The 22,217-nt window shown below is 42.0% G+C and carries 20 protein-coding genes; 7 read left to right on the forward strand and 13 right to left on the reverse strand.

What is annotated here, in order from left to right; genetic code table 11:
* Nucleotides 1-365 precede the first annotated feature (365 nt).
* Nucleotides 366-1,637, reverse strand: a complete 1,272-nt coding sequence (locus tag DFP82_RS09460; RefSeq protein WP_245905694.1) for a DUF1176 domain-containing protein — start codon at nucleotides 1,635-1,637, stop codon at nucleotides 366-368.
* A 352-nt stretch (nucleotides 1,638-1,989) separates the two neighbouring features.
* Nucleotides 1,990-2,811, reverse strand: coding sequence for a glutathione-dependent disulfide-bond oxidoreductase (gene yghU, locus DFP82_RS09465; RefSeq protein WP_110923488.1), 822 nt, complete (start codon nucleotides 2,809-2,811; stop codon nucleotides 1,990-1,992).
* Between the two features lie 221 nt (nucleotides 2,812-3,032).
* On the opposite strand from yghU, the gene DFP82_RS09470 reads away from it, so the two are divergent.
* Entirely contained in the window at nucleotides 3,033-4,409 is a 1,377-nt protein-coding gene (locus tag DFP82_RS09470; protein WP_110923489.1) for a DHA2 family efflux MFS transporter permease subunit, read from the forward strand.
* A gap of 136 nt (nucleotides 4,410-4,545) precedes the next feature.
* On the opposite strand, the gene bfr (DFP82_RS09475) is transcribed toward DFP82_RS09470, so the two are convergent.
* The 3 genes from bfr (DFP82_RS09475) to DFP82_RS09485 form a co-directional block, all read right to left on the reverse strand.
* Nucleotides 4,546-5,028, reverse strand: a complete 483-nt coding sequence (bfr, locus tag DFP82_RS09475; protein WP_110923490.1) for a bacterioferritin — start codon at nucleotides 5,026-5,028, stop codon at nucleotides 4,546-4,548.
* Between the two features lie 77 nt (nucleotides 5,029-5,105).
* Entirely contained in the window at nucleotides 5,106-5,594 is a 489-nt protein-coding gene (bfr, locus tag DFP82_RS09480; RefSeq protein ID WP_110923491.1) for a bacterioferritin, read from the reverse strand.
* A gap of 380 nt (nucleotides 5,595-5,974) precedes the next feature.
* A complete protein-coding gene (locus DFP82_RS09485) occupies nucleotides 5,975-6,166 on the reverse strand; it encodes a (2Fe-2S)-binding protein (RefSeq protein ID WP_110923492.1) in 192 nt (63 codons plus the stop codon).
* Nucleotides 6,167-6,492: 326 nt separating this feature from the next.
* On the opposite strand from DFP82_RS09485, the gene DFP82_RS09490 reads away from it, so the two are divergent.
* Nucleotides 6,493-6,816 (forward strand): ArsR/SmtB family transcription factor, encoded by a 324-nt coding sequence (locus tag DFP82_RS09490; RefSeq protein WP_110923493.1) that lies wholly within the window; start codon nucleotides 6,493-6,495, stop codon nucleotides 6,814-6,816.
* A gap of 162 nt (nucleotides 6,817-6,978) precedes the next feature.
* On the opposite strand, the gene DFP82_RS09495 is transcribed toward DFP82_RS09490, so the two are convergent.
* The 6 genes from DFP82_RS09495 to sat form a co-directional block, all read right to left on the reverse strand.
* Nucleotides 6,979-7,701: a sulfate/molybdate ABC transporter ATP-binding protein gene (locus DFP82_RS09495; RefSeq protein ID WP_110923494.1), complete on the reverse strand. Its 723-nt coding sequence runs from the start codon at nucleotides 7,699-7,701 to the stop codon at nucleotides 6,979-6,981.
* A 38-nt stretch (nucleotides 7,702-7,739) separates the two neighbouring features.
* A complete protein-coding gene (cysW, locus tag DFP82_RS09500) occupies nucleotides 7,740-8,678 on the reverse strand; it encodes a sulfate ABC transporter permease subunit CysW (RefSeq protein ID WP_110923495.1) in 939 nt (312 codons plus the stop codon).
* A gap of 1 nt (nucleotide 8,679) precedes the next feature.
* Nucleotides 8,680-9,564: a sulfate ABC transporter permease subunit CysT gene (gene cysT / locus DFP82_RS09505; protein ID WP_110923496.1), complete on the reverse strand. Its 885-nt coding sequence runs from the start codon at nucleotides 9,562-9,564 to the stop codon at nucleotides 8,680-8,682.
* Nucleotides 9,565-9,774: 210 nt separating this feature from the next.
* Nucleotides 9,775-10,860, reverse strand: coding sequence for a sulfate ABC transporter substrate-binding protein (locus tag DFP82_RS09510; protein ID WP_110923537.1), 1,086 nt, complete (start codon nucleotides 10,858-10,860; stop codon nucleotides 9,775-9,777).
* 250 nt (nucleotides 10,861-11,110) lie between these two features.
* On the reverse strand, nucleotides 11,111-12,196 hold the full coding sequence (locus tag DFP82_RS09515; RefSeq protein ID WP_110923497.1) for a sulfate ABC transporter substrate-binding protein: 1,086 nt from the start codon (nucleotides 12,194-12,196) through the stop codon (nucleotides 11,111-11,113).
* Between the two features lie 469 nt (nucleotides 12,197-12,665).
* Complete coding sequence (sat, locus tag DFP82_RS09520) at nucleotides 12,666-13,919, reverse strand: sulfate adenylyltransferase (protein WP_110923498.1); 1,254 nt, start codon at nucleotides 13,917-13,919, stop codon at nucleotides 12,666-12,668.
* Between the two features lie 351 nt (nucleotides 13,920-14,270).
* On the opposite strand from sat, the gene DFP82_RS09525 reads away from it, so the two are divergent.
* The 3 genes from DFP82_RS09525 to DFP82_RS09535 all read left to right on the forward strand — a co-directional run bounded on the left by DFP82_RS09525 (nucleotide 14,271) and on the right by DFP82_RS09535 (nucleotide 17,255).
* Complete coding sequence (locus DFP82_RS09525) at nucleotides 14,271-15,956, forward strand: nitrite/sulfite reductase (RefSeq protein ID WP_110923499.1); 1,686 nt, start codon at nucleotides 14,271-14,273, stop codon at nucleotides 15,954-15,956.
* Nucleotides 15,949-16,545: a DUF934 domain-containing protein gene (locus tag DFP82_RS09530; RefSeq protein ID WP_110923500.1), complete on the forward strand. Its 597-nt coding sequence runs from the start codon at nucleotides 15,949-15,951 to the stop codon at nucleotides 16,543-16,545. The genes DFP82_RS09525 and DFP82_RS09530 overlap by 8 nt, the downstream gene beginning before the upstream one ends.
* A gap of 71 nt (nucleotides 16,546-16,616) precedes the next feature.
* The gene (locus DFP82_RS09535) at nucleotides 16,617-17,255 is read left to right on the forward strand and encodes a phosphoadenosine phosphosulfate reductase domain-containing protein (RefSeq protein WP_110923501.1); all 639 of its coding nucleotides are present in this window, start codon (nucleotides 16,617-16,619) and stop codon (nucleotides 17,253-17,255) included.
* A gap of 140 nt (nucleotides 17,256-17,395) precedes the next feature.
* Here DFP82_RS09535 and DFP82_RS09540 read toward each other — a convergent pair whose 3' ends face one another.
* A complete protein-coding gene (locus DFP82_RS09540; protein ID WP_110923502.1) occupies nucleotides 17,396-18,208 on the reverse strand; it encodes a DUF817 family protein in 813 nt (270 codons plus the stop codon).
* A gap of 428 nt (nucleotides 18,209-18,636) precedes the next feature.
* Between DFP82_RS09540 and DFP82_RS09545 the strand changes: the two genes are divergently transcribed.
* Nucleotides 18,637-19,587 carry an acetyltransferase gene (locus tag DFP82_RS09545; RefSeq protein ID WP_110923503.1) on the forward strand — a complete coding sequence of 317 codons (951 nt, stop codon included), beginning with the start codon at nucleotides 18,637-18,639 and terminating at the stop codon, nucleotides 19,585-19,587.
* A 173-nt stretch (nucleotides 19,588-19,760) separates the two neighbouring features.
* On the opposite strand, the gene DFP82_RS09550 is transcribed toward DFP82_RS09545, so the two are convergent.
* A complete protein-coding gene (locus DFP82_RS09550; RefSeq protein ID WP_110923504.1) occupies nucleotides 19,761-20,273 on the reverse strand; it encodes a hypothetical protein in 513 nt (170 codons plus the stop codon).
* 293 nt (nucleotides 20,274-20,566) lie between these two features.
* On the opposite strand from DFP82_RS09550, the gene cysG reads away from it, so the two are divergent.
* On the forward strand, nucleotides 20,567-22,204 hold the full coding sequence (gene cysG / locus DFP82_RS09555) for a siroheme synthase CysG (protein WP_110923505.1): 1,638 nt from the start codon (nucleotides 20,567-20,569) through the stop codon (nucleotides 22,202-22,204).
* Nucleotides 22,205-22,217 lie beyond the last annotated feature (13 nt).

Here is a 22,217-nt window from a genome sequence, read left to right on the forward strand (position 1 = left end):
TTGATATACGCGCATTATCGATGCTTTGTCTAAAGCAGATAAAGGCAAACAGCAACCAATCTAATCCATACTTATGGAACAGTAGATAAGATATGAGTCAAAAATAACGGATATTTTAAAAGGTTATTTAAGTACACAAAATCATCGGCAACAATTACTTATGGTCATCCTAGACCCAAAATCGCAGGCGATGTTATCAATCTCATAATTCACGAAAGCTATAAGCTAACGTGGCGACGTAGTATATCATAATAAAAGTACAACTGTACCTATTTTTTCACATAATTATTAAATAAGACTTAGCCAATAACAGCTCTATGTTTAAATATCGATATGATTCAGCAGGTTATCGTTTATATTCAATACTATTTACTTGTTTTAACTTCTGTCACGTAGGTCGGCAGCTGCCATGCACCACCTGCTTCAATCATGCGGCACAGCCCAGTACTGCTCTCATGGCTTTTTTCAAACGATTTTCCTGTCCATATCCAATCAGTCTTAGTTAAGCAGTCGCCGATACCACGACCTTTTTGTACTGAAGTGACTATACCTTTATCGTAGTCAGTCGCGTTGGTCGTTACCAGTGTTGGATTGTAAGGTTTGGTGTCATTGATGACCCAGGCACCCGCCCCTGTATTGTAAGCACTCGTCCAACAGTCATGCTGTGCTATTAATTTCGAGCTGTTCAAGCGACTAACTCGCCATGGTGACTTATCTGACAAATTTGGGCAGTCACCATCGACATCTTTTATAGTGCCTTTCATCAGTGCGGCCAATTGCGACGACTTCATGACAAACTTTTTCTTATCATTCACGGCGGCATTTGGTTTAGGCGCGACAAAACGTAATGTGGGTGCCGCTTTAGGTGCTAACACACCACTATTAGGTTTAACCGCACTAGCATGATCAATAAAAGCGCTCGATGTCCCTACTCGCCCCTGTGCTTCGTCCGCTTTGAGCATAACGGCACTCGCGCCTTTATCAGATAGCTGCCAACGTGAGTTGCGCAGTACCAGTTCGATATTGCTTGATTTGGTCAGTGCCTCTAACAGTGCGGTCACTTGTGTTTTAGTCAATTCGGCACTGCCTGCTGTGGCCGAAAACGGCTGAGTTTCACCGTAGTCTTTGTCATTAATAAACAATGATATACGGTGACGGTTACCCAGTTTCATCAAGGCTTTAGATGAGCTTTCTTTGGCACCGCCAATTTTTACTTTGCCATCCACGCTCGCATTCGCACCTGCACGGCGTGTGAGTAATACAGATATAGGGAATTCGCTATTGTTTTCTGCTTGATAGCCTGCCAGCCGGCACGTACGGGTGTTATCACAGGCAACTTGCCAATCTTGGCTGGTCAGCTCAACGCCTGAATGTGCCATACTTGCTGTGCTAAATAAAGTGGTGCTGATAGCAGAAAATAAAGATAATCGTATTTTATTTTTTATCATTAATAAGGGTGTCTTTTTTGTTTTTTTAGAATTAAGTCTTAGACGAGTGGTATCGTTCGGTTGTAAGTATGGAGAGACGTCTATATGTCGATGGTCCTGCGTGGCCTTGACCTGAGAATAGCAAACAGCAAAGCGATCAGTGCTTGTCTGTAGTGATATACCCATCAGCTTACGGTTGTCGTCATTCATAGTCATTACTCATCAATAGAAGCAGTACAAGTACCTACCCATCAAGGCAGTGTCTGCTATCTTAACGTATCAATGTTTCTGTCTGTTATACTAATGTACTATTATGTAAACGGGCAAGTATATGATTATTTTAATATAACCATATATAAATACAGAATAACTGCGAGTTGAATGGTTAGAAATATCTATAAAATAAGGCTGATAAGCAATCCGCTTATCAGCCTTTTGGTTATTAATATATGTATTGCTCAGCTATGCTCTAAGAACGCTAAAACGTTACAAGGCAGCCGACTTTAGATTGTACATATAGGAAGGCTAACACCGTAGCAGTTTAGTCGTTCTCTAATTATAGCTAACCCATTGATTGCAGTGGCAACTCTACAGCACGCTTAATCGCTGGTCGCTCAGCAATAGCCTCTGCCCAACGTTTTACGTGAGTATAATCATCTACTTGTAAAAACTCTGCTGCGTCATAAAGCTTACCAAGCACTAGCTGACCATACCATGACCAAATGAGCATATCCGCGATATTGTAATCCGTTTCATCGTTACCACACATGTACTTGTTGTCTTTTAGATGGATATTAAGTACATCAAGCTGACGTTTGGCTTCCATCGTATAGCGGTTGATTGGGTATTCTAATGGTTCGGGTGCATAAGCATAGAAATGTCCAAAGCCGCCGCCGAGAAACGGCGCACTACCCATCTGCCACATCACCCAAGACAGACAGTCGGCACGCGCTTTGCTAGCCGATAAAGGGATAAATTTGCCAAACTTTTCTGCTAAGTACATTAAGATGGCGCCAGACTCAAAGATCGCAATAGGCTCACCGTCGTTTCTGTTAGAATGATCGACCAAAGCTGGGATTTTTGAGTTGGGGTTTATTGTCACAAAGCCAGAGCCAAATTGCTCGCCCTCAGAGATGTCAACTTTATACGCATCGTACTCAGCACCTTTGACACCAATTTCGGCCAGCTCTTCTAGTAGCATGTTTACCTTGACGCCATTCGGTGTATTGAGCGAATACAACTGTAGTGGCGCATTGCCTACTGGTAGCTCTTTATTAAAACGTGCGCCAGCTGTCGGGCTATTGATGTTAGCGAACTTACCACCACTTTCTTTATCTTGCGTCCAAATTTTTGGTGGTACATATTTATTATTATCCTGACTCATAATTTATCCTCAGTTTATTTTTATAAATGTAGGGAGTGCTTACTATAACGAGAACCACTCCCTACATTAAAGTCCTCTCTTGTAATCAATGTAATTGCGGTTAGGTTTTTTATTTTGCCACTTTGATAGCGGACCGTTACCTTGAGTCACTTTTATTATAACGCTCTAGTCGTTAATATACTTTTTGCTTGTTTTATAATCAGATATCCAATGAGATTTACATGGTAACGCTAACCCCAACGCAAGATAAATACTTACCCTATGTGCTAGCGGTAGCGCTGTTCATGCAGATTTTGGACGCCACTATTTTAAACACGTCCTTACCGCAAATGGCACAGGCGTTGGGTGAGTCGCCACTGAAGATGCAATGGGCAGTGATCAGTTATGCCTTGACCTTGGCTATATTCATTCCTATCAGTGGTTTTTTGGCGGATAAATATGGCACACGTCGGGTATTTCTATCGGCCATCATCATTTTTTGTATTGGCTCTTTACTCTGCGCTGCCTCACCTACACTAGATTTTTTGATTGGCTCACGCATCGTTCAAGGTATTGGCGGCGCGATGATGACGCCTGTGGCTCGTTTGATACTGGTTAAGTCTTATCCTCGCAACAAGCTCTTGACTGTGATGAACTTTGCGGTGATACCGGCATTGGTCGCGCCGTTAGTCGGCCCAGTATTGGGTGGTTATATCGTACAATATGCCAGCTGGCATTGGATATTTTTAATTAATATTCCGATGGGTATCGTCGGTTTCATCATGGGAAAGAAACTCGTCCCTGCATTATTTGAGGATACTAAACGTCTTGATTGGACAGGGTTTTTATTGTTTGCGGCAGCCGCTTGTGGATTTACGCTGGCAGTAGAGTTCGGCTCACAGGCAGGACGAGAGCTTTATGGGTTATTCTGTGGTCTGGGTGCGGGCCTGCTGATAGGTGCTTATATCTGGCATGCCAAAAAGCGGGATGCGCCGCTGTTCCCTTTGAGCCTATTTGACATTCGTACCTTCCGCATTGGTATTACGGGTAACTTATTCACGCGACTCGGTATCAGTGCGGTTCCGTTCCTACTACCGCTACTATTACAGGTGGTGTTTGAGTACTCACCTTCACAGGCGGGCTGGTTACTGGCCCCTATCGCTGTAGGTGCCATCGGTATCAAGCCATGGGTGAGTAAAATCATTCAGCGTTACAGTTATCGCACTGTTTTGGTTTACAACACCTTTTTTATGGGTTCGCTTATCATCGTATTGGCACAGTTCAATGACGCATCACAATGGCTGTGGTTCATACCCATCTTGACTGTCATGGGTGCTTGTAATTCTATGCAGTTCAGCGCGATGAATACCATTACTATTGGCGACCTTCATGGCACACAGACCAGTAGTGGCAACAGCCTAATGGCGGTCAATCAGCAATTGGCCATTAGCTTCGGCATCGCCTTTGGTGCAGCAGTACTTAATTTGCTGCGTGATAGATTCGAGCTTGATACCTTGGCTGCATTCCAGACTACCTATTGGATACTTGGTATTCTAACTATTCTCTCAGGATTGTACTTTTTACGCCTAAAGCCTGAAGATGGTCGCGGTCTATACTAGCGTGTACTAGGTAGGGCGTGTGCCGAATAGAGTCTGTCAAATTTCAGACATAAAAATGCCAGCATATGTTTTGGTTTATGACCAATCATAGGCTGGCAAGTTTAGAAAATATGATCTATTTATCTATCACATCATCTTACGGTACATCGTCATCACTCATTTGTGATTGGATGTATCGTTCCACCCCGACACTCTTAATCAAATCTTCCTGCGTGTCTAACCAGTCTTCGTACTCTTCGTTACCATCTTTTAAGATAACCAATAGCTGGCGAGATACATAGTCAGATTTTGTCTCACATAACGTGATAGCGTCCGTGATAATTGCAAATTTTTGTTTTTCTAAACGCAAATTACAGTCAATCATTTCAGGCACATCTTCAGCGATGAACATTTTGCCATAGTCTTGCAAATTCGGTAAACCGCCTAGCAATAAAATCCGTGCAATCAGATCATCAGACCATTTCATTTCAGCAATAGATTGCTTATAAAAACTTTCATTAAGGGCTTCTAATCCCCAATGACGCGCAATACGAGCATGCAGAAAGTACTGATTAATAGCAATCAGCGACTGTCCAAGTACTTTGTTTAAGGCGCGAATGACCTCTTTATCCCCTTTCATTATCTCTCTCCCTATTCATTTATTATTTAAGCTAAACATTATTCATCTAATTATCTAGGACACGCCCTAGCATAATGTTAGATGAGATTAGGAGTGACTTCAGCCATTTGGCTTTGTAGATAATTGGGCAGGCCAATCATATCAATTAGACGCAGTTGTTGCTCAAGCCAATGAGCATGGTCTTCTTCAGTGTCTTTTAGTTGCTCTACCAGCATCTCACGTGTGACATAGTCATGCTCTGCTTCACAGAGTGCAATGCCATCCTTTAAGTGCTGCTGTACTTGATACTCTAGGTTAAGGTCAAGCTGAAGCATTTCGGGAACAGTCGCGCCGATATTGATCGCGTCAACCGTCATTTTAGGCGTGCCACTTAACATTAAGATACGGCGAATGATGGCTTGGGCATGCAGTGTTTCATCGGCCATCTCATGATGGATACGATCATACAACTTGCCATAATGCCACTCAGCATACATTTCTGAATGAATAAAATACTGATCACGAGCGGCAAGCTCACCACCTAATAAGAAATTCAAATAATCAATGACTTTTGGGCTACCTATCATAACTTATACTCCCCTATTTATACTTCACTACTCACAGTGCATTCATAATTACCCATATAAGGATAGTGTTATTAGCAAACTGAGTAGTAGATATCAAAACCAACAAAATGCCTTACAGCGTCAGACATATATAGTAGCATACCGGCTCTGATATCGCTTGTAACGTTAGGAACTAAGAATAAGATGCTAATTGAGAACAATAATTAGCTAGCGTTAATTCCGATTATTAGAGGTGCTTAAAATAGGTGTATTAGCGAAGTTATACGGACGCTTGCAACTTACCCTTTATATATAATAGTTAAAGCGTAAGTGAAGTCTGTTAGATATTTTGTGTAATGCTAAAGCGTACTCTTGATTTTAATATTAAAAGTTGATGCTGCTTAAACGGCGTAAGCTAAGACATCAAGTTTCGCATGGTGCTCTTCTAAGTAATCATTGACCATAGGTTCACAGCAGCCACAGCAAGTCGCTACATCAAGCGTGTCTTTTAAACCATCAAGCGTATCAATGCCTGAGGCAATAGCTGCTTTAATTTGCTTTTCTTTTACGTCATTGCAGATGCATACGTACATGAACTAACTCCTACGAATATCGCTATTCAATAACTACTGGCTAATCATTTTTACTGCTTGACCTATAATAACGATAACTATTATCATTTTCAATAGTATTTGATATATTTTAATGACAGCGAAGTTTTTTTAAAGGAAAGGTATAACTTGGCAAGAATATTGCAACAATTAATCTATGTAAGCGAATATAAATATTTATGTTATGATATAGATGAATGGTAGTAAATTTACGATAAACTGTAATTTAGCTTATTTTTTAATCGATTTTGTAGATAACTACTGCTATATTGACCATCTATCAACAATAACCCCATAGGGATTATTTTATGTCTGATAATAATTTTACGATACGACCAATTGAATTATTTAAAGTTCTATCCGATCCAACGCGTTTAAAAATATTTCAAATTCTTTTTAATAAACAATCACGTTGCGTGGGAGAGCTAGTAGAAATATTAGATCAACCTCAACCAACGATATCGCGTCATTTAAATCATTTGAAAAAATTAGGTATTTTGAACTGTGTACGTGATGGTACATGGATGTGGTATGAAGTTGCCGATGATTTACCAGAATGGTGCCAAGAGGTTTTAGAGATTACTTATAAGCAAATATCTGCCAATGATATTGCACTACCAAAAGCAGGCTAAATGTGATTGGTATTAAGAAAATCTGAGGCATCGTTTAACGCAAAAAAGACCTATTTATCATAGGTCTTTTTTATGTCTGCCGATAATGTGACTGTAATAATATAACTCTAGCAATGTAACTTTAGTATCGTGGCTTTAGCAATATGGCTATGCCATATTCAATTATGTCAGATCTAAAAACTCACTGATAAAGGCACTGGCTGGCTGGTGTATCAGCTCTTCTGATGTTCCTACCTGCTCCACTCGCCCTTGGTTCATGACAACAATCTCATCAGATACTGCGCGTGCTTCTTCTTGATCATGTGTGACCATGATACTGGTGATACCTAGCTCATGATGAATATTTTTCAGCCAAGTGCGTAGCTCTTTTCGCACCTTGGCATCCAGTGCACCGAACGGCTCATCAAGCAACAATAGTTTCGGCTTCACCGCGAGCGCTCGTGCCAGCGCAATTCGCTGACGCTGACCGCCTGATAGCTGATGTGGATAAGCATTGGCAATTTGTGGCAGCTGTACGAGCTCTAATAGCTCTGCCACGCGCTTATTGATATCAGCCTTGCTAGGACGGTCTTTTTTTGGCAATAACGTCAGTCCAAACGCGACATTATCAGCGATGTTTTTGTGACGAAATAAGGCATAGTGCTGAAACATGAAGCCAATATGACGTTTTTGCACAGGCGTATTGGTCACATCTAGCTCATCAAACAATATTTGCCCTGAGTCAGCATACTCAAGACCAGCGATGATACGCAATAGCGTCGTTTTACCACAGCCTGATGGGCCAAGTAACGTCGTCAGCTTGCCAGTAGGCACAGTGATATTGATATTGTCTAAGGCGGTAAAATTACCGAATTTTTTATTAACGCTGCGAATCTCGATGCTCATAATCGTATCTCTTATTATATTTTTTGTCGTATCGTGACTTATTTATCACTGCTATTTTTAGTCGTAGCAACCGTAGCATTGGCACTCACTGATAGCTCAGGTATGTTGGCCAGTCGCTCAGATTTAGCAAATTTACGCTCTTGTAGCTTCGTCATGACTTGCTGAATGAGTAGCGTTACGAGAGCCAATGCAGCAAGTAAGCTAGATAAGGCAAAAGCGGCGGTAAAGTTATAATCGTTATAAGCAATCTCGACTAATAGCGGCATGGTATTGGTCTCACCGCGAATATGACCAGATACCACACTGACAGCACCGAACTCACCCATCGCCCGCGCATTGGTCAAAATCAAGCCATATAACAGTGCCCATTTGATATTTGGCAAGGTCACATGCCAGAAAGTCTGCCAACCAGTCGCGCCCAACGTCAATGCTGCTTGCTCTTCACTGTCGCCTTGAGTCTGCATCAGCGGTATTAGCTCACGTGCCACAAAAGGGAACGTGACAAATAACGTCGCTAAGACAATACCGGGAACGGCATAAATCACTTGGAAACCCATGCTTTCGAGCCAGCCACCAACCGTAGAATTGAGCCCGAACAGCAATATGAACATCAAACCTGCGACCACTGGTGATACTGAAAATGGTAAATCAAGTAACGTGGTGACCAACTGCTTACCTTTAAACTGATAGCGGGTGACCAACCATGCAATTGCGATGCCCATCACCATATTAATCGGCAAGACGATGGCAGCGGTAATTAGTGTCAGCTTAATGGCTTGCAACGCTTCAGGATCGACTAGCGATGCGATATATAGCTGCCAGCCACCTTTAAAGGCTTCATAGAACACCGCTAGCAACGGTATCACTAGCATTACAACCATGAATAGCACAGCGATACCGATAAAGGTACGGCGTATCCATGGCGTGTCTTTGGTTGCCGCGTTACTTTGGTAGTCGTAGCTGTTAGATATTTGCATGTTAGCGAGCTCCTACACGGCGCGACAGCTTCCACTGCACAATATTAATGGTTAATAAAATCACAAATGAGATGAGTAGCATAAATAGCGCGACCGCAGAGGCGCCTTGAATGTCAAACTGCTCAAGCTTACTGATAATAATCAGTGGTAAAATCTCAGACTGCATTGGAATATTGCCCGCGATAAAAATAACTGAGCCATACTCACCAGTGGCACGAGCAAACATCATACCTGCACCCATTAATAATGCGGGTAACAGCTCTGGTAAAATTACTTTACGGAAGGTGGTGAAACGATTGGCACCCAATACGGCTGCCGCCTCTTCAAACTCAACTGATAGCTCAGCGAGTACTGGCTGCACGGCACGGACGATAAAAGGGAAGCTGACCACGACCAATGCCAACCAAATACCTATTGGTGTAAAGGCCACTTGAATATCAAATTTGGCAAACCACTGCCCCATCAGACCGTTAGGCGCATAGAGCGTGGCAAGCGAGATACCAGTGACAGCCGTTGGCAAAGCAAATGGTAAATCAACCAAGGCATTGATCAAGGACTTGCCCCAAAACTCATAACGTACCAACACCCAGGCGACCAATGTACCAAACACCATATTGGTGAGCATCGCCAAGAAAGACATCCATAAGCTCAGCTTGATAGCAGCAGTCACTTGCGGTTGGCTAATGGTTTCCCAAAACCCCGTCCAGCCCATCTGCGTGGTCGTATAGGCCATCATGGCAAACGGCAGCACCACCAATAGCGATAAGCTAAAAACAGTAATGCCCATGCTTAGACCAAACCCTGGCAGCACATTGCGTTGACGCAAGCGTGTCAGCCAACCTTTCTTAGGAAGGGGTTTGCTGGTAGAAGATGTGGGTGCACTCATAGTGATATCCTGTTGCCCAACTGATGGTACTTATCGTAAGACCATGTTATATCGAACTTATTATTAGTATGCTTACGGTATAAAGGACATAGTGCGTACGACCATGTCCTTTATGGAATTTCTTATGAATGACTACATCACCTGATTTATAGCAAAGTAATCACCTTTACTAAATGGCTACTCAGTGATCATTCTTGTCTTAGTCATTTGCTACTGCGGTGCATTGATGGCCAGTTGGTCAAACACGCCACCATCGCTGAAGTATGTACCCATGATGTCATCCCATGAACCAAAGGCATCATTCGGACGGAACGTTTCAACTGGTGGTAATTTATCACCATTTTTATCAAGCACGCTTTGCACGCTAGGACGTAGATAAAGATCGGCGGCTAACTGTTGAGCCGGCTCACTCCATAAGTAATCCAAATAAGCTTTTGCTGCGTCCGTTGTGCCTTTTTTATCCGTTACTGATTTGACAATCGCCACTGGGCTTTCTGATTTAATCGAGTATTTTGGATAAACGATATCGACTTGACCAGCGCCGAAATCAGTTGCTGCAAGATTGGCTTCGTTTTCAAAAGTAACCAAAACGTCACCAATACCACGCTGAACGAATGTCATCGTTGCAGCACGTCCACCATTCTCATAAACTTTGACGTTTTTGAGCATGTCTTTGACGTAGCCTTTAGCCTTGGTTTCATCTTGGTTAAAAGCATGCAGACCATAGCCATAAGCACCTAAGAATGCATAACGACCATTACCCGTGACTTTCGGATTTGCCATCACAATCTCAAGACCGTCTTTGGTCAAATCTTCCCAATCATTAATACCTTTTGGATTGCCTTTACGTACCAAAAATACGATGGTGCTGGTAAAAGGCACGGCGTTGTCTGGGAACTTGCTTTCCCAATCTGATTCAACCAAGCCTTTTTTCTCAAGCAGCTCAATATCAGACCCTTGGTTCATGGTGGCAACGTCTGCTTGTAGACCGTTAGCAACAGACAGTGCCTGTTTGCTTGAGCCACCATGTGACTGTTTGATTAAAATATTACTGTTTGGGTTTTCAGCTTTGTAATGCTCAACGAATAATGGGTTGTAGTCTTTATAAAAGTCACGTGCCACATCATAAGAGACATTTAACAACTCGATATCTTGAGTTTCTGTTGCTGCGCTACCACTTGCATCTGTCTGCTCGCTGTTGCTACAGCCGACCAGACCTAAAGTTAATGCCACACCGGCAATACTTAAGACCTTCAGTGTTTTACTTTTTTGTTGATAGCGCACAGCGTATGTCATAAATCCCTCAAAGATATCTGTTAAGTAATGCAAGTATGCTAACAGCGCCATCTTATTATGTTTAATGATGAATATGCGTATGTTATTGCCAAAACGGAATAACAAGAGCGTAACGTTAAACTTATCAATCAGTTGGCAAAATCCTACTAGAAGAGCCTCATTTATAGAGACTCAAAAGCGGATACGATTGACGGTATCTTTTATCTGATAGCTGGCAAGTTATGCATGATTTTATAGATTGCTTTACAGGTTATTTTTTTACACTTGCCAGCTGATCGAATCGTCCACCATCGACAAAGAACGTATCCATAATCTGCGTCCAAGCACCAAAGACAGCCACTGGCTCAAAAGTCGTAATCTCAGGCAATGTGTCTCTATGAGCAGCAAGCACTTCTGCATTACTAGGGCGCATATACATCTCTGCCATGAGCTCCTGAGCAGGTACATCCCACAGACCTTGTAGGTAAGCACTTGCGGCATCTGTCTTACCGCTCTTATCCGTAACGGCTGTGACGACCGCCACTGGATTAGCAATCACAATAGAGTAGCTTGGATAAACGATATCGACTTTGCCTTTGGCAAATTCCTTGGCAGCCAAATGTGCTTCATTTTCAGTCGTAATGAGCACATCCCCTAACCCGCGCTGGGTAAAGCTGGTCGTCGCCGCACGCGCACCATTGTCATAAGTGACCACGTTTGCCAATAACTTCTTGATAAAGTCATCTGTTTTGGTAGGCGTTTCCACGTTTTCTTTGAATTGATGCAGACCGTAGCCATAAGCACCCAAAAAGGCATAACGCGCTGTGCCACTGGTTTTTGGGTTTGGTATGACCACATCGATATCATTGCGTGCCAAGTCTGACCAATCCTTGATATTTTTTGGGTTACCGCTACGTACCAATAGCACCATTGTGCTGGTATAAGGCACCGCATTATTCGGGAACGCCTGCTTCCAATCAGTAGCTACTAGCCCTTTTTCTACCAACAAGTTCATATCGCTTTCTTGATTTAAGGTTGCCACATCTGCTTGCAAACCATTGGCAATAGACAGTGCTTGCTTACTTGATCCGCCATGTGATTGATTTACCTTGATCTTGCTACCTGGATGCTCTTTTTGATAACTTGCACTGAATAGAGTGTTGTAGTCTTTATAAAAATCGCGTGATACATCATAAGAGACATTCAATAAGCTAATATCTTGCGAGTCTCCCGCTGTCGATGTGTCTTGCGATGTAGATTCATTAGAGTTACAACCTGCTATGAGCACCGTAACGGCCAGTACGCTACCCACTTTTAAGGTGATATTAGACAGTTTTGATTGTATGGCTGATTGCATGATTTTCTTCTTAATAGATGATTGGGCGTTGGCAAAACAGTGGGCACTTTATTATTAATATTGCAGCCCAACGTATTTCGAAAATCACCCTATGGATAATAAAAGATATGCTAGCAGTTTGTGTACCGGACTCTTAGTGACGAATTCGCTTATCGAGTGGTGAACTTGGCATAAGCAATTTTTTTGACTAATTTTCTGATTGCCTTTAACTATCTGTTTTTACTTGATTTTATTAAATATTATAAGGGTTTGAGTTTTTAGGCTAAGACTTCATAGAAAAGGGATCAAACGATAATCGCTTGATCCCTTACTTTAAACACAGCCTTTTGGATATCGTTAAATATCGTGGTCAGTCAGATGCTGTTATATAGTCGGTTCAATATAATTTGGATACAAGGAAGGCGAGTGAAAGTACTACAAGTCGTAGACTAAGCGAGCCTGACACCGTATCCAATTTATAGAGGATTGACTATACCGCAGAAGCACCAGTTAACTTAACTTCAGCACGCTCCTCTTTTGCGATACCTGCATAGTAATCACGCAATATTTGTAGCACTTCTGGGCGACTGAAGTTTTCTGGCACCACTTCGTCTTCTGATAGTGCTTTGCGTAGTTTTGTTCCAGATACTTTGACATGCTCAGAAGCGTCATGCGGGCAAGTTTTGTCTGATGCCATCGCATTACAAGCGTTACACCAGAACGTCCAGCCAATTTTCAATGGTTGAGTAATGAGGTCATCTTTACCCACGTGATCAAAGATGGTCTGCGCATCAAAAGCACCATAATAATCACCAACACCTGCATGGTCACGTCCCACAATCAGATGGCTACAGCCATAGTTTTGACGGAATAGCGCATGCAACAACGCTTCACGTGGGCCTGCATAGCGCATATCTAGCGGATAACCGGCTTGGATCACAGTGTCTTGTCTAAAGTAATTATCAATCAAAGTTTTGATGGCTTCTTGACGGACGTCTGCTGGGATATCACCGGGCTTCAATGCGCCCAATAATGAGTGAATCAATACGCCATCACAAATCTCGATGGCAATCTTGGCAAGATATTCGTGTGAGCGATGCATTGGGTTGCGCGTTTGGAATGCCGCAACAGTTTTCCAGCCTTTGGCATCCAATATTTCACGCGTTTCAGCGGGCGTTTTATAAATCTCAGGATACAGCGCTGGGAACTCGCCTTCGCTCAATACTTCTACACTACCTGCGATATTGACGTCATCTTGGCTCAATACTTGCTGTACGCCTGGATGCTCGCTATCAGTCGTTGTAAAGACTTGCTGGCACTCATGGTTTTTATCGATGGTATAGGTTTCTTCTACCGTTAAGATGCCCATGACTTCACCATCTTGTGCGACCAATGCAACTTTGTCACCTTGACTTAAACTATCGGCAGTGGCTTTAGGTGCTGACAAGGTAATAGGAATCGGCCAAAACAAGCCTGCGTTATCACCACTTTGCAAGCGCATGTTGTCAACCACACCTTGCCAATCCGCTTGATTCATAAAGCCGTTCAAAGGTGTAAAGCCACCAATACCAAACATAATCAAATCACCACGCTCACGAGAGCTCAAGGTAATCGTCGGTAATGTGCTGGCAAGTGTCAGCGCTTCGCTGCGAGCGTCACCATTTAATAATAGTGGTTTGAGTACATCGCTGCCATGTGGAGGAACGAGTTGTGATGGCTTTTGATTAGAGATAGTAGATGTCATAGTAATTTTAAAACCTCAATGTATAGAAAAAAGAGTTGAATAACAGCAAGTGAATGGCTTAAAAGGTAACTTTACGAATAAGACGCTAACGATCGTCAGTCAAAATCATGCATTACCAGATATTAAATTTTAGGGGTTAAATTTGATAAGCATAGGCTACCTAACTTTCGTTATGAAAATTTATGCTGTGTTTGGATATGTATATGTCTTAAAGGAATTTATGTTTTGAAGCACAAGCTTATATGATGTAAAGCTGAACGGTACACATTGCGATCGACAACAAAATATATTACACACGCAAATCATTTTCGTCGCTGCTTTTAAGTCTAAAAACAAATTTGAGATTACGTCATGTATCAATATAACTACGCTGACCAAAACTTAGTAGAGGAACGAGTCGCCCAGTTTCGCGACCAAACTGAACGGTTTTTGGCGGGTGAGCTGCCAGAAGAACAGTTTTTGCCACTGCGTTTGCAGAATGGCCTTTATATTCAGCGTTATGCGCCGATGTTACGTATTGCTATTCCTTACGGTCTACTAGCCAGCTATCAACTGCGTAAATTGGCAGAGATTACCCGTAAGTACGATAAGGGTTACGGGCACTTCACGACCCGTACCAATATCCAGTTGAATTGGCCAAAACTTGAAGAAGTGCCAGACATATTGGCGGAGCTGGCATCAGTACAGATGCATGCCATTCAAACCTCGGGCAACTGTATTCGTAACACGACTACCGATCCTTATGCGGGTATTCATCAAGAAGAGATTGCGGATCCACGCCCTTATTGCGAGATTATCCGTCAGTGGTCTACCTTTCATCCTGAATTTGCTTTTTTACCGCGTAAATTTAAGATTGCTGTCGTTGGTACTGCCAATGACCGCGCGGCGACGCAAGTACATGATGTTGGATTACATGTAAAAACCAATGACGAAGGCGAGATTGGTTTTGAAGTATTGGTGGGTGGCGGTCTTGGCCGTACGCCAGTGATTGGTAAGGTAATTAACGAATTCTTGCCACGTCAGCATCTACTTAGCTATCTAGACGCTATTTTGCGCGTTTATAACCTACATGGTCGCCGTGACAATAAATACAAAGCCCGCATCAAGATATTGGTCGAGAGCATGGGCGGTCCTGCCTTTGCTAAATTGGTCGACGCTGAGTGGGAAGCCCATACCAAAGATGGTCCACTGACCTTGAGCGATGCAAACTTTGACACGGCTATTGGCTTCTTTAGTGAGCCTGATTATGTTGGTTTTGATGCGCTACAAGTACAGTCTGACTTGCAACAGCAACTCAATGCGAATAAAGATTTTGCCGATTGGTATAACCAAAATACAGTCGCGCATAAAATAGCAGGCTATCGCGCCGTCGTTATTTCTCTAAAAGCAGGCTTGGTCGACGGAACCTACGTACCATCTGGTGATGTTAGCGAGTCACAAATGGATGCTCTCGCTGATCTGTCAGACAAATATAGCTTTGGTGAATTGCGCGGTACTTATCAGCAAAATCTCGTATTCTCTGATGTGCAAACCAATCAGCTATATGAGCTATGGGAACAGCTGTCTGAACTGCATTTAGCACGTGCCAACATAAACACGCTAACCGATATGATTGTTTGCCCAGGTTGGGATTATTGCTCACTCGCCAATGCCACGACTCACAATATCGCTGAGCAAATCGAAAAGCAATTTGATGATCTCGACTACCTTTATGACTTGGGTGAAATCCGCCTAAATATGTCTGGCTGCATGAACGCCTGTGCTCATCACCATACAGGTGATATCGGTATCTTGGGTGTTGATAAAAAGGGTGAGCATTGGTATCAAATCAGCCTAGGCGGCAACTCTAGCAACGATGCCAAAGTCGGTAAAATATTGGGTAAAGCAGTACCAGCCGAAGATGTGGCGATTACCCTACAAAAAATACTGGACGTCTATTTAGAGCAGCGCGTGAGCAATGAGAACGACGTAGAAGCCTTTAGTGACTTGGTCAATCGCGTTGGCGTGGCACCTTTTAAGGAGAAGGTCTATGGGTAATCATCATGTATTAAATAGCGATGGTATCGATATTAGTCAGACCGACACTTGGTTAGCGCTCACCACTAATGAGCTACCAGAAGGTATTGCCCTAACCCACACATCACTACTTGAGCTATTGCATAAGTCAGAAAAAACAGATGTGCTGTTGCCGCTTGATGATTTGTTAGACGCTACAGGCAAGATTGCTGGCGGACTATTACAGCAAGTACGTGAGTTGCTGTCCCAACACACTAGCCGTATAGGCGTTTGGGTGACATCGGACAGTGACACGGATGTATTAGTTGGCTTATCAGAGTTTTTATTACAGCAAGACTTGATTGTCATTCATGTGCCGTTATTTGTCGATGGTCGCGGCTTTAGTTTTGTACAGACATTACGCCAAATGGGTTACGAAGGCGAGATTCGTATGGCTGGCAAGTTTGGCCGTGACCAAATCGCTTATCTATTACGTTCTGGTGCAGATAGCTTTGTGCTCAGTGAGCACGACATGCAATCAATTTCTGATATTGGTCAAGCATTCAACGCGCTTGCCAGTAGCTACGATGGTCGAAACGCTGCTGCATTACCGATGTTTGCTAACGCTTAATTTACCACCCGTTATTTATTGAACTTTTACCAAATTTATTGTTAAACCAATCCCATTGTAAGGAATGTATCATGAGTCAATTACACCCAAACCTAGATATCGATCAAGCCAATCAAGAGCTAAACGGTAAGTCGCCAGAAGAGATCGTTTCATGGGCACTAGGCCAAGCTAAAAACCCAATCATTACTACTAACTTTCGTCCTTATGAATCAGCGATTTTACATCTAGTTGCCAAGCAGCGTCCAGACATCACTGTATTGTGGGTAGATTCAGGCTATAACACGGATGCGACGTATCAATTCGCTAATAAAGTCATTCGTGACCTCAATCTAAATGTCGTTACTTATATCCCTAAGCAAACTGCTGCGCATCGTGACGCAACTATGAATGGCATCCCTGGTATTGATAATCCACAGCATGATGAGTTTACTGACCAAGTAAAACTTGAGCCATTCCGCCGTGCATTAGATGAATTGAAGCCTGATGTTTGGTTCAATGCTATCCGTAAAGATCAAACAGAATTCCGTCAAGGTCTTGATGTGCTTAGCCTATCAAAAGATGGCGTGTTAAAAGTAGCGCCATTATTTGAAAAAACGGATGCTGATCTAGACGTGTATCTTGAAGAGCATAACCTGCCAAATGAGTTTGACTACTTTGATCCAACGAAAGTAGAAGAAAGCCGTGAGTGTGGTTTGCATACTCAGTTGTAATTGTAGCGTTTTCTGAATGTCAAAAGCCCTCTCTTAAATTTAAGAGAGGGCTTTTTAATTTTTATAGCCGATTCAATTATTATCTAGCCACTTTTTGCTCGTTTAGTCGTTCTTGTTCAAACTGAGGACACACCCTAGTATCAAATTAACTGCCAACTCCCTCTAGCATCTCTTTTTCCCATTACTGCCAAAACCAACACCAGACTCAATATCAGCAACAGGTACCAAGAGCCTAGCTTCCCCCAACCTACCATATGCCATAGATTTTCTTGTGACGGATAGCGCCAAATATTTGCAAAAGTAGCAATATTTTCTGCTAACCAAACCAAAAAAGCTAGAAACAATAGTAATGGTAAAAAAAATAATTGATATTGTTTGGCATCTCGTAATTGCAAATTGGTTTCGTGATTAATTTGAAAGAATACTCTAGTTTTCCAGAACAAAATTATTGAAGCTATGAACAGCACATTGCGAATATCGGGTACAAAAAATTTGGTAAAGAAGTTAACATAAGAAGAAACAACCAATAAACTCACCCATATTAAATTTGGCAAATGAGCAAAGGATGCATTAAACAGTCTTAGGCCACGTGCCAAAAAACTACCCACTGCCGAATACATAAAACCAGCGAAAAGCGGGACATTGGCAATTCTAAAAATTGCTTGTTCGGGATAATACCAAGAGCCAATTTTGGGATGGGTTAAAAAAAGCTCTAGGGCCATGGCCATAATATGGAAAATGGCAATAACCCATACTTCACGTGGCGTTTCTAATTTAAAATAAACTAAGAAAACCTGAATAACCAAAGCATATGCCAACAACACATCGTAGCGATAGATACCAGAAATTGACCAGCTCATTTGATGAGTCAGCACAAAAGCCAATAATAAAAGAATGCCAAATACCGCAGACGCCAAACTCAGCGCACCGCTACGTAAAATAATATTCAACACCTTAAATTAGCACTACAATCATGTCGACTACCAATTCGCGTGAAAAATTCATTGCTATATTACGAATTACTTAAGTTTTAAACAAACGCTAGAAAATTAATTTTCTGTTGTTTTATATTTATCTAGGAGTATTACTCTTCTTGGATTTTTTAGTATCATAGCTTCTTCTGTTTCTAGTATGCAAGCTAATAAGAAAATGCAACTCTACAATGCATTCAATTGAATAAATAACGTTTTTTTAACGTCTTATGGTATAACATTACGTTATTCTATGGCTTACCTTTGAGGGCTGTGCGCCATCACTTCACTAAGCCAACCCTTTTAAACCCAATTACGAACGAAATTGCCATCTTTGTAGATAATCACGCGCATCGTGTCACTCAAGATTGGTAATAGTTTTACCGCACTCATCAATATGGATATTTGTTATGCCCTCTATACAAAAAAATGACTCACTCTACGAAAAGCTCCACGATAAATTGCCTCCTGTCGGTAAAGCCGCATCTTTTCTGACTGGTGCCAGCGTCCTCACCGCCAATAGCATCTTCGTTGGTTTACCTATTTGGACTTTGGGTGCTGCGAAAGTATTAACAAAATCAAAATACGCTGACGATGCACTCATTGCGATTACTAAGTACTGGATTAATAGTAATAACGCTGTGATCAATCATGCGTTGCCTCATAAAGACTGGCGTATTAATATGCCTGATGATCTGAGCGAGGATAAACAATACCTACTCGTGAGCAACCATCAGTCTTGGGTTGATACCAGTATCGTGCAATACATCAGCCAAGATAGATTACCTTTGACGCGGTTCTTTACCAAGTTTAATTTGATCTATATTCCTGTTATCGGTCAAGCTTTTTACTTCTTAGACTTTCCAATGATGAAGCGCTTTTCTTCTAAAGCGATGGCAAAAAATCCAGAACTTAAAAAACAAAACTTAATAGAAGCCAAGCGTGCATGTCGTCAATTAAAAGATAAGCCTTTTGCGTTACTTAATTATCTAGAAGGTACGCGCTTTACCAAAGAAAAACATGACAAGCAAGACTCACCTTACCAGCATCTATTAAAACCACGGGCTGGTGGTCTGTCATTGGCAATCAATGCGTTAGGCGATCAGTTAGATTCGATTTTAGATGTCACTATCGTGTATCCAGATGGCACCCCTGACTATGATGATTTATGGAAAGGTAATATCCGTCGTCTGGGCGTCGATGTGACTCGCATAAAGATACCTGACGAGCTGTTTGCCGCGATTATGGATGGTGGTTACGACCGTGATGAAGCCACGAAAAAGATGATGTTTGATTGGTTAGAAGATATCTGGCAACAAAAAGATGCACGTATGACTAAAATGCTCAGTGAGTTTGAGTAGGTTTTAGAATACAGCTAAAAACAGTTAATAGACCTCTTGCATAAGTAAGTTGTCGCTAGCCTTTGTGACTCCGTTAGTGGGAGCCAATAAACTGCTACTTTTGCAAGAGAGCTAATATATATCAGTTATACAGAATTAGGGGCAATCTCTCAATTTATTCTAGATATGTTTGATTATTCAGCAATATAAGGGTAGTTGAAATCATGAGAAAAATATACGTATTCCTCTTCTTTATCGTCTATACCACTAATTGAAACTATTGAAAATTTTTGCTCTAGAGGTTTATAGATATTTTGCTTTAATTTTGGATCGTCAGTATCTAAACAGATTTTTTCTCCTTTTTCTATAATAGAATATTCATTATCTACAGGATCTATTGTTAATATTGTACGACTTTCGTCCTTAGGAACATACAAATTAAATATCTCTAAGTTGCTCATTTTTATATATTCTATTTGTATAGGTTGATCATTTAGAGCCGTTGTTGCAAACAAGGGTTCAAAACACAAATCACCCTCATCATTGGTTGATATTTCAATATCGCCTTCTATTGCAGAAGAATGATGAGGATTTTTATGGCAGCCAGAGGTGCTAATTATCAATGCTAAACCAGTAGTTAGCACAAGACAAAATACAAATGGCTTCAATAGATGGTTAAAATAAATCTTTAGATTATCTATAAGCATCTCAAATCCTTTTGATGATATCGGTAGAAGTTTCAATACAGTAAAAATTACTTGTTTCTACCATACTTTGGGACTAGATTTTTTAAAGTTATCGCCTATAACGGCTTCATAGTCTTGTAGAGTAAGTATTTTGCTATATATCTACTTTTGAGACACCTATTCCTTTTCCTATCAAAAATCACACCGCTCATATCAAAAACGAATATACTAATGCCAATTCACTGCGTGAGACGTCGCGCACGATACCTCATAATAGTGGTATATTTTACATTGAATGAATTGCTGGTAATGCTATGAACACTTTTCCATTATTTTTTAAATTAGAAGACCGCAAAGTGCTTATCGTTGGTGGCGGAGACGTGGCGCTACGCAAAGCGGATCTGCTGAGTCGTGCTGGCGCGGCAATTACCATTCTTGCACCCGTCATTAGTGATGAAATACAAGCCTTGCTCAATGATAGTAAGCATCAGCTCATCTATGAAAATTACAATAACACCTATATGTCAGGCGCACGCGTCATTATTGCGGCTACTGATGACGAAACGCTGAATCATCAGATTCATGCTGACGCTACTGCCCTAAACATTCCAGTCAATGTGGTTGATACGCCGCATTTATGCGACTTTATATTCCCAGCCATTGTTGATCGCAACCCTATTGTGATTGGTATCTCATCTAACGGTAAGGCACCAGTGCTAGCACGTTTGCTACGTGCCCGCCTTGAGACATTGATTCCACAAGGTTATGGCAAACTGGCCAAATTAGCAGGCGAGTTCCGTACTGAAGTAAAAGCCAAAATTCCTACCTTAACGGGGCGTCGCCAGTTTTGGGAGCGAGCTTTTGAAGGCAAAGTCAGTGAGCTCATGTTTGCTGGTAATGAAGTTCAAGCCACTGAGCAGCTACAAGCCGACTTAGATAGCACTGCTGCGAATATTGCCAGTGCCAATGAATCACCAACCCATACAACTGTGGTAGCCGAGCCTATAGTCGACAATGAAAATTCTGTTGAAGCGAACACGCCAGTTGGCGAGGTATATATAGTCGGTGCAGGCCCTGGTGATCCAGAATTGTTAACATTCAAAGCGCTACGCCTAATGCAGCAAGCAGACATTGTCTATTATGATGCCTTGGTCTCGCCACAAGTCCTAGATTTGTGCCGCCGTGATGCGGACAAAGTGTTTGTAGGTAAAAAACGCAGCAATCATGCAGTTGCTCAGCTTGGTATCAATGAGCTGTTGGTGAATAGCGCCAAAGAAGGTCGCCGTGTGGTTCGTTTAAAAGGTGGTGATCCGTTTATCTTTGGGCGCGGTGGTGAAGAGATTGAAAGCTTACGGGCACATGATATCCCTTATCAAGTTGTACCAGGCATTACTGCTGCCAACGCAGCTGCTAGCTACGCAGGTATTCCGCTTACCCACCGTGATCACTCGCAATCGGTACGCTTCGTCACTGGATTTTTAAAGGCTGGTGCACCAAACAGTAACTTTAAGAGCTTTTTGAATACTGATGAGACGGTTGTTTTCTATATGGGTCTGCACTCTTTGCCTCGTTTGACCGAAGGCTTAATTGATGCTGGACGAGCTGATAGTACTCCTATTGCCATCGTATCCAATGCCAGTATGCCCAATCAGCAAGTATTAACCGGCACACTTGCCAATATCGTTGAGTTGCAAGAGCAACACCAACTACCAACGCCTGCGCTACTTATCATGGGAGATGTCGTCGCCCTGCATGATAATTTGGCTTGGTACAACTTACAAAATCAGCAGCACAGTCAAAGTAGTGACGATCTAGCGAAGAACTGGTTGCGCGAAGGGTCAAGAGGTAAAGTAGAAAAACAACCAATAGACCAACAAGCACATGCGCTCTCTATGATATCCAGTTTGGCTACGCAGCAAGAGGAAGGTTTAGAGCAACTGATTATTGATTAATTTTTAGTATTAA

It is taken from the genome of Psychrobacter fozii (assembly GCF_003217155.1).
GTDB classification, from domain to species: Bacteria; Pseudomonadota; Gammaproteobacteria; order Pseudomonadales; family Moraxellaceae; genus Psychrobacter; species Psychrobacter fozii.

Coding starts and splice junctions, on each gene's coding strand:
- DFP82_RS09535 (WP_110923501.1), top strand. CDS start 16,617: ATGAGTCAATTACACCCAAACCTAGATATCGATCAAGCCAATCAAGAG.
- DFP82_RS09460 (WP_245905694.1), bottom strand. CDS start 1,637: ATGAATGACGACAACCGTAAGCTGATGGGTATATCACTACAGACAAGC.
- sat (WP_110923498.1), bottom strand. CDS start 13,919: ATGACATCTACTATCTCTAATCAAAAGCCATCACAACTCGTTCCTCCA.
- DFP82_RS09545 (WP_110923503.1), top strand. CDS start 18,637: ATGCCCTCTATACAAAAAAATGACTCACTCTACGAAAAGCTCCACGAT.
- DFP82_RS09490 (WP_110923493.1), top strand. CDS start 6,493: ATGTCTGATAATAATTTTACGATACGACCAATTGAATTATTTAAAGTT.
- DFP82_RS09470 (WP_110923489.1), top strand. CDS start 3,033: ATGGTAACGCTAACCCCAACGCAAGATAAATACTTACCCTATGTGCTA.
- cysW (WP_110923495.1), bottom strand. CDS start 8,678: ATGCAAATATCTAACAGCTACGACTACCAAAGTAACGCGGCAACCAAA.
- yghU (WP_110923488.1), bottom strand. CDS start 2,811: ATGAGTCAGGATAATAATAAATATGTACCACCAAAAATTTGGACGCAA.
- DFP82_RS09550 (WP_110923504.1), bottom strand. CDS start 20,273: ATGCTTATAGATAATCTAAAGATTTATTTTAACCATCTATTGAAGCCA.
- DFP82_RS09515 (WP_110923497.1), bottom strand. CDS start 12,196: ATGCAATCAGCCATACAATCAAAACTGTCTAATATCACCTTAAAAGTG.
- bfr (WP_110923491.1), bottom strand. CDS start 5,594: ATGATAGGTAGCCCAAAAGTCATTGATTATTTGAATTTCTTATTAGGT.
- cysT (WP_110923496.1), bottom strand. CDS start 9,564: ATGAGTGCACCCACATCTTCTACCAGCAAACCCCTTCCTAAGAAAGGT.
- DFP82_RS09530 (WP_110923500.1), top strand. CDS start 15,949: ATGGGTAATCATCATGTATTAAATAGCGATGGTATCGATATTAGTCAG.
- DFP82_RS09525 (WP_110923499.1), top strand. CDS start 14,271: ATGTATCAATATAACTACGCTGACCAAAACTTAGTAGAGGAACGAGTC.
- bfr (WP_110923490.1), bottom strand. CDS start 5,028: ATGAAAGGGGATAAAGAGGTCATTCGCGCCTTAAACAAAGTACTTGGA.
- DFP82_RS09510 (WP_110923537.1), bottom strand. CDS start 10,860: ATGACATACGCTGTGCGCTATCAACAAAAAAGTAAAACACTGAAGGTC.
- cysG (WP_110923505.1), top strand. CDS start 20,567: ATGAACACTTTTCCATTATTTTTTAAATTAGAAGACCGCAAAGTGCTT.
- DFP82_RS09485 (WP_110923492.1), bottom strand. CDS start 6,166: ATGTACGTATGCATCTGCAATGACGTAAAAGAAAAGCAAATTAAAGCA.
- DFP82_RS09495 (WP_110923494.1), bottom strand. CDS start 7,701: ATGAGCATCGAGATTCGCAGCGTTAATAAAAAATTCGGTAATTTTACC.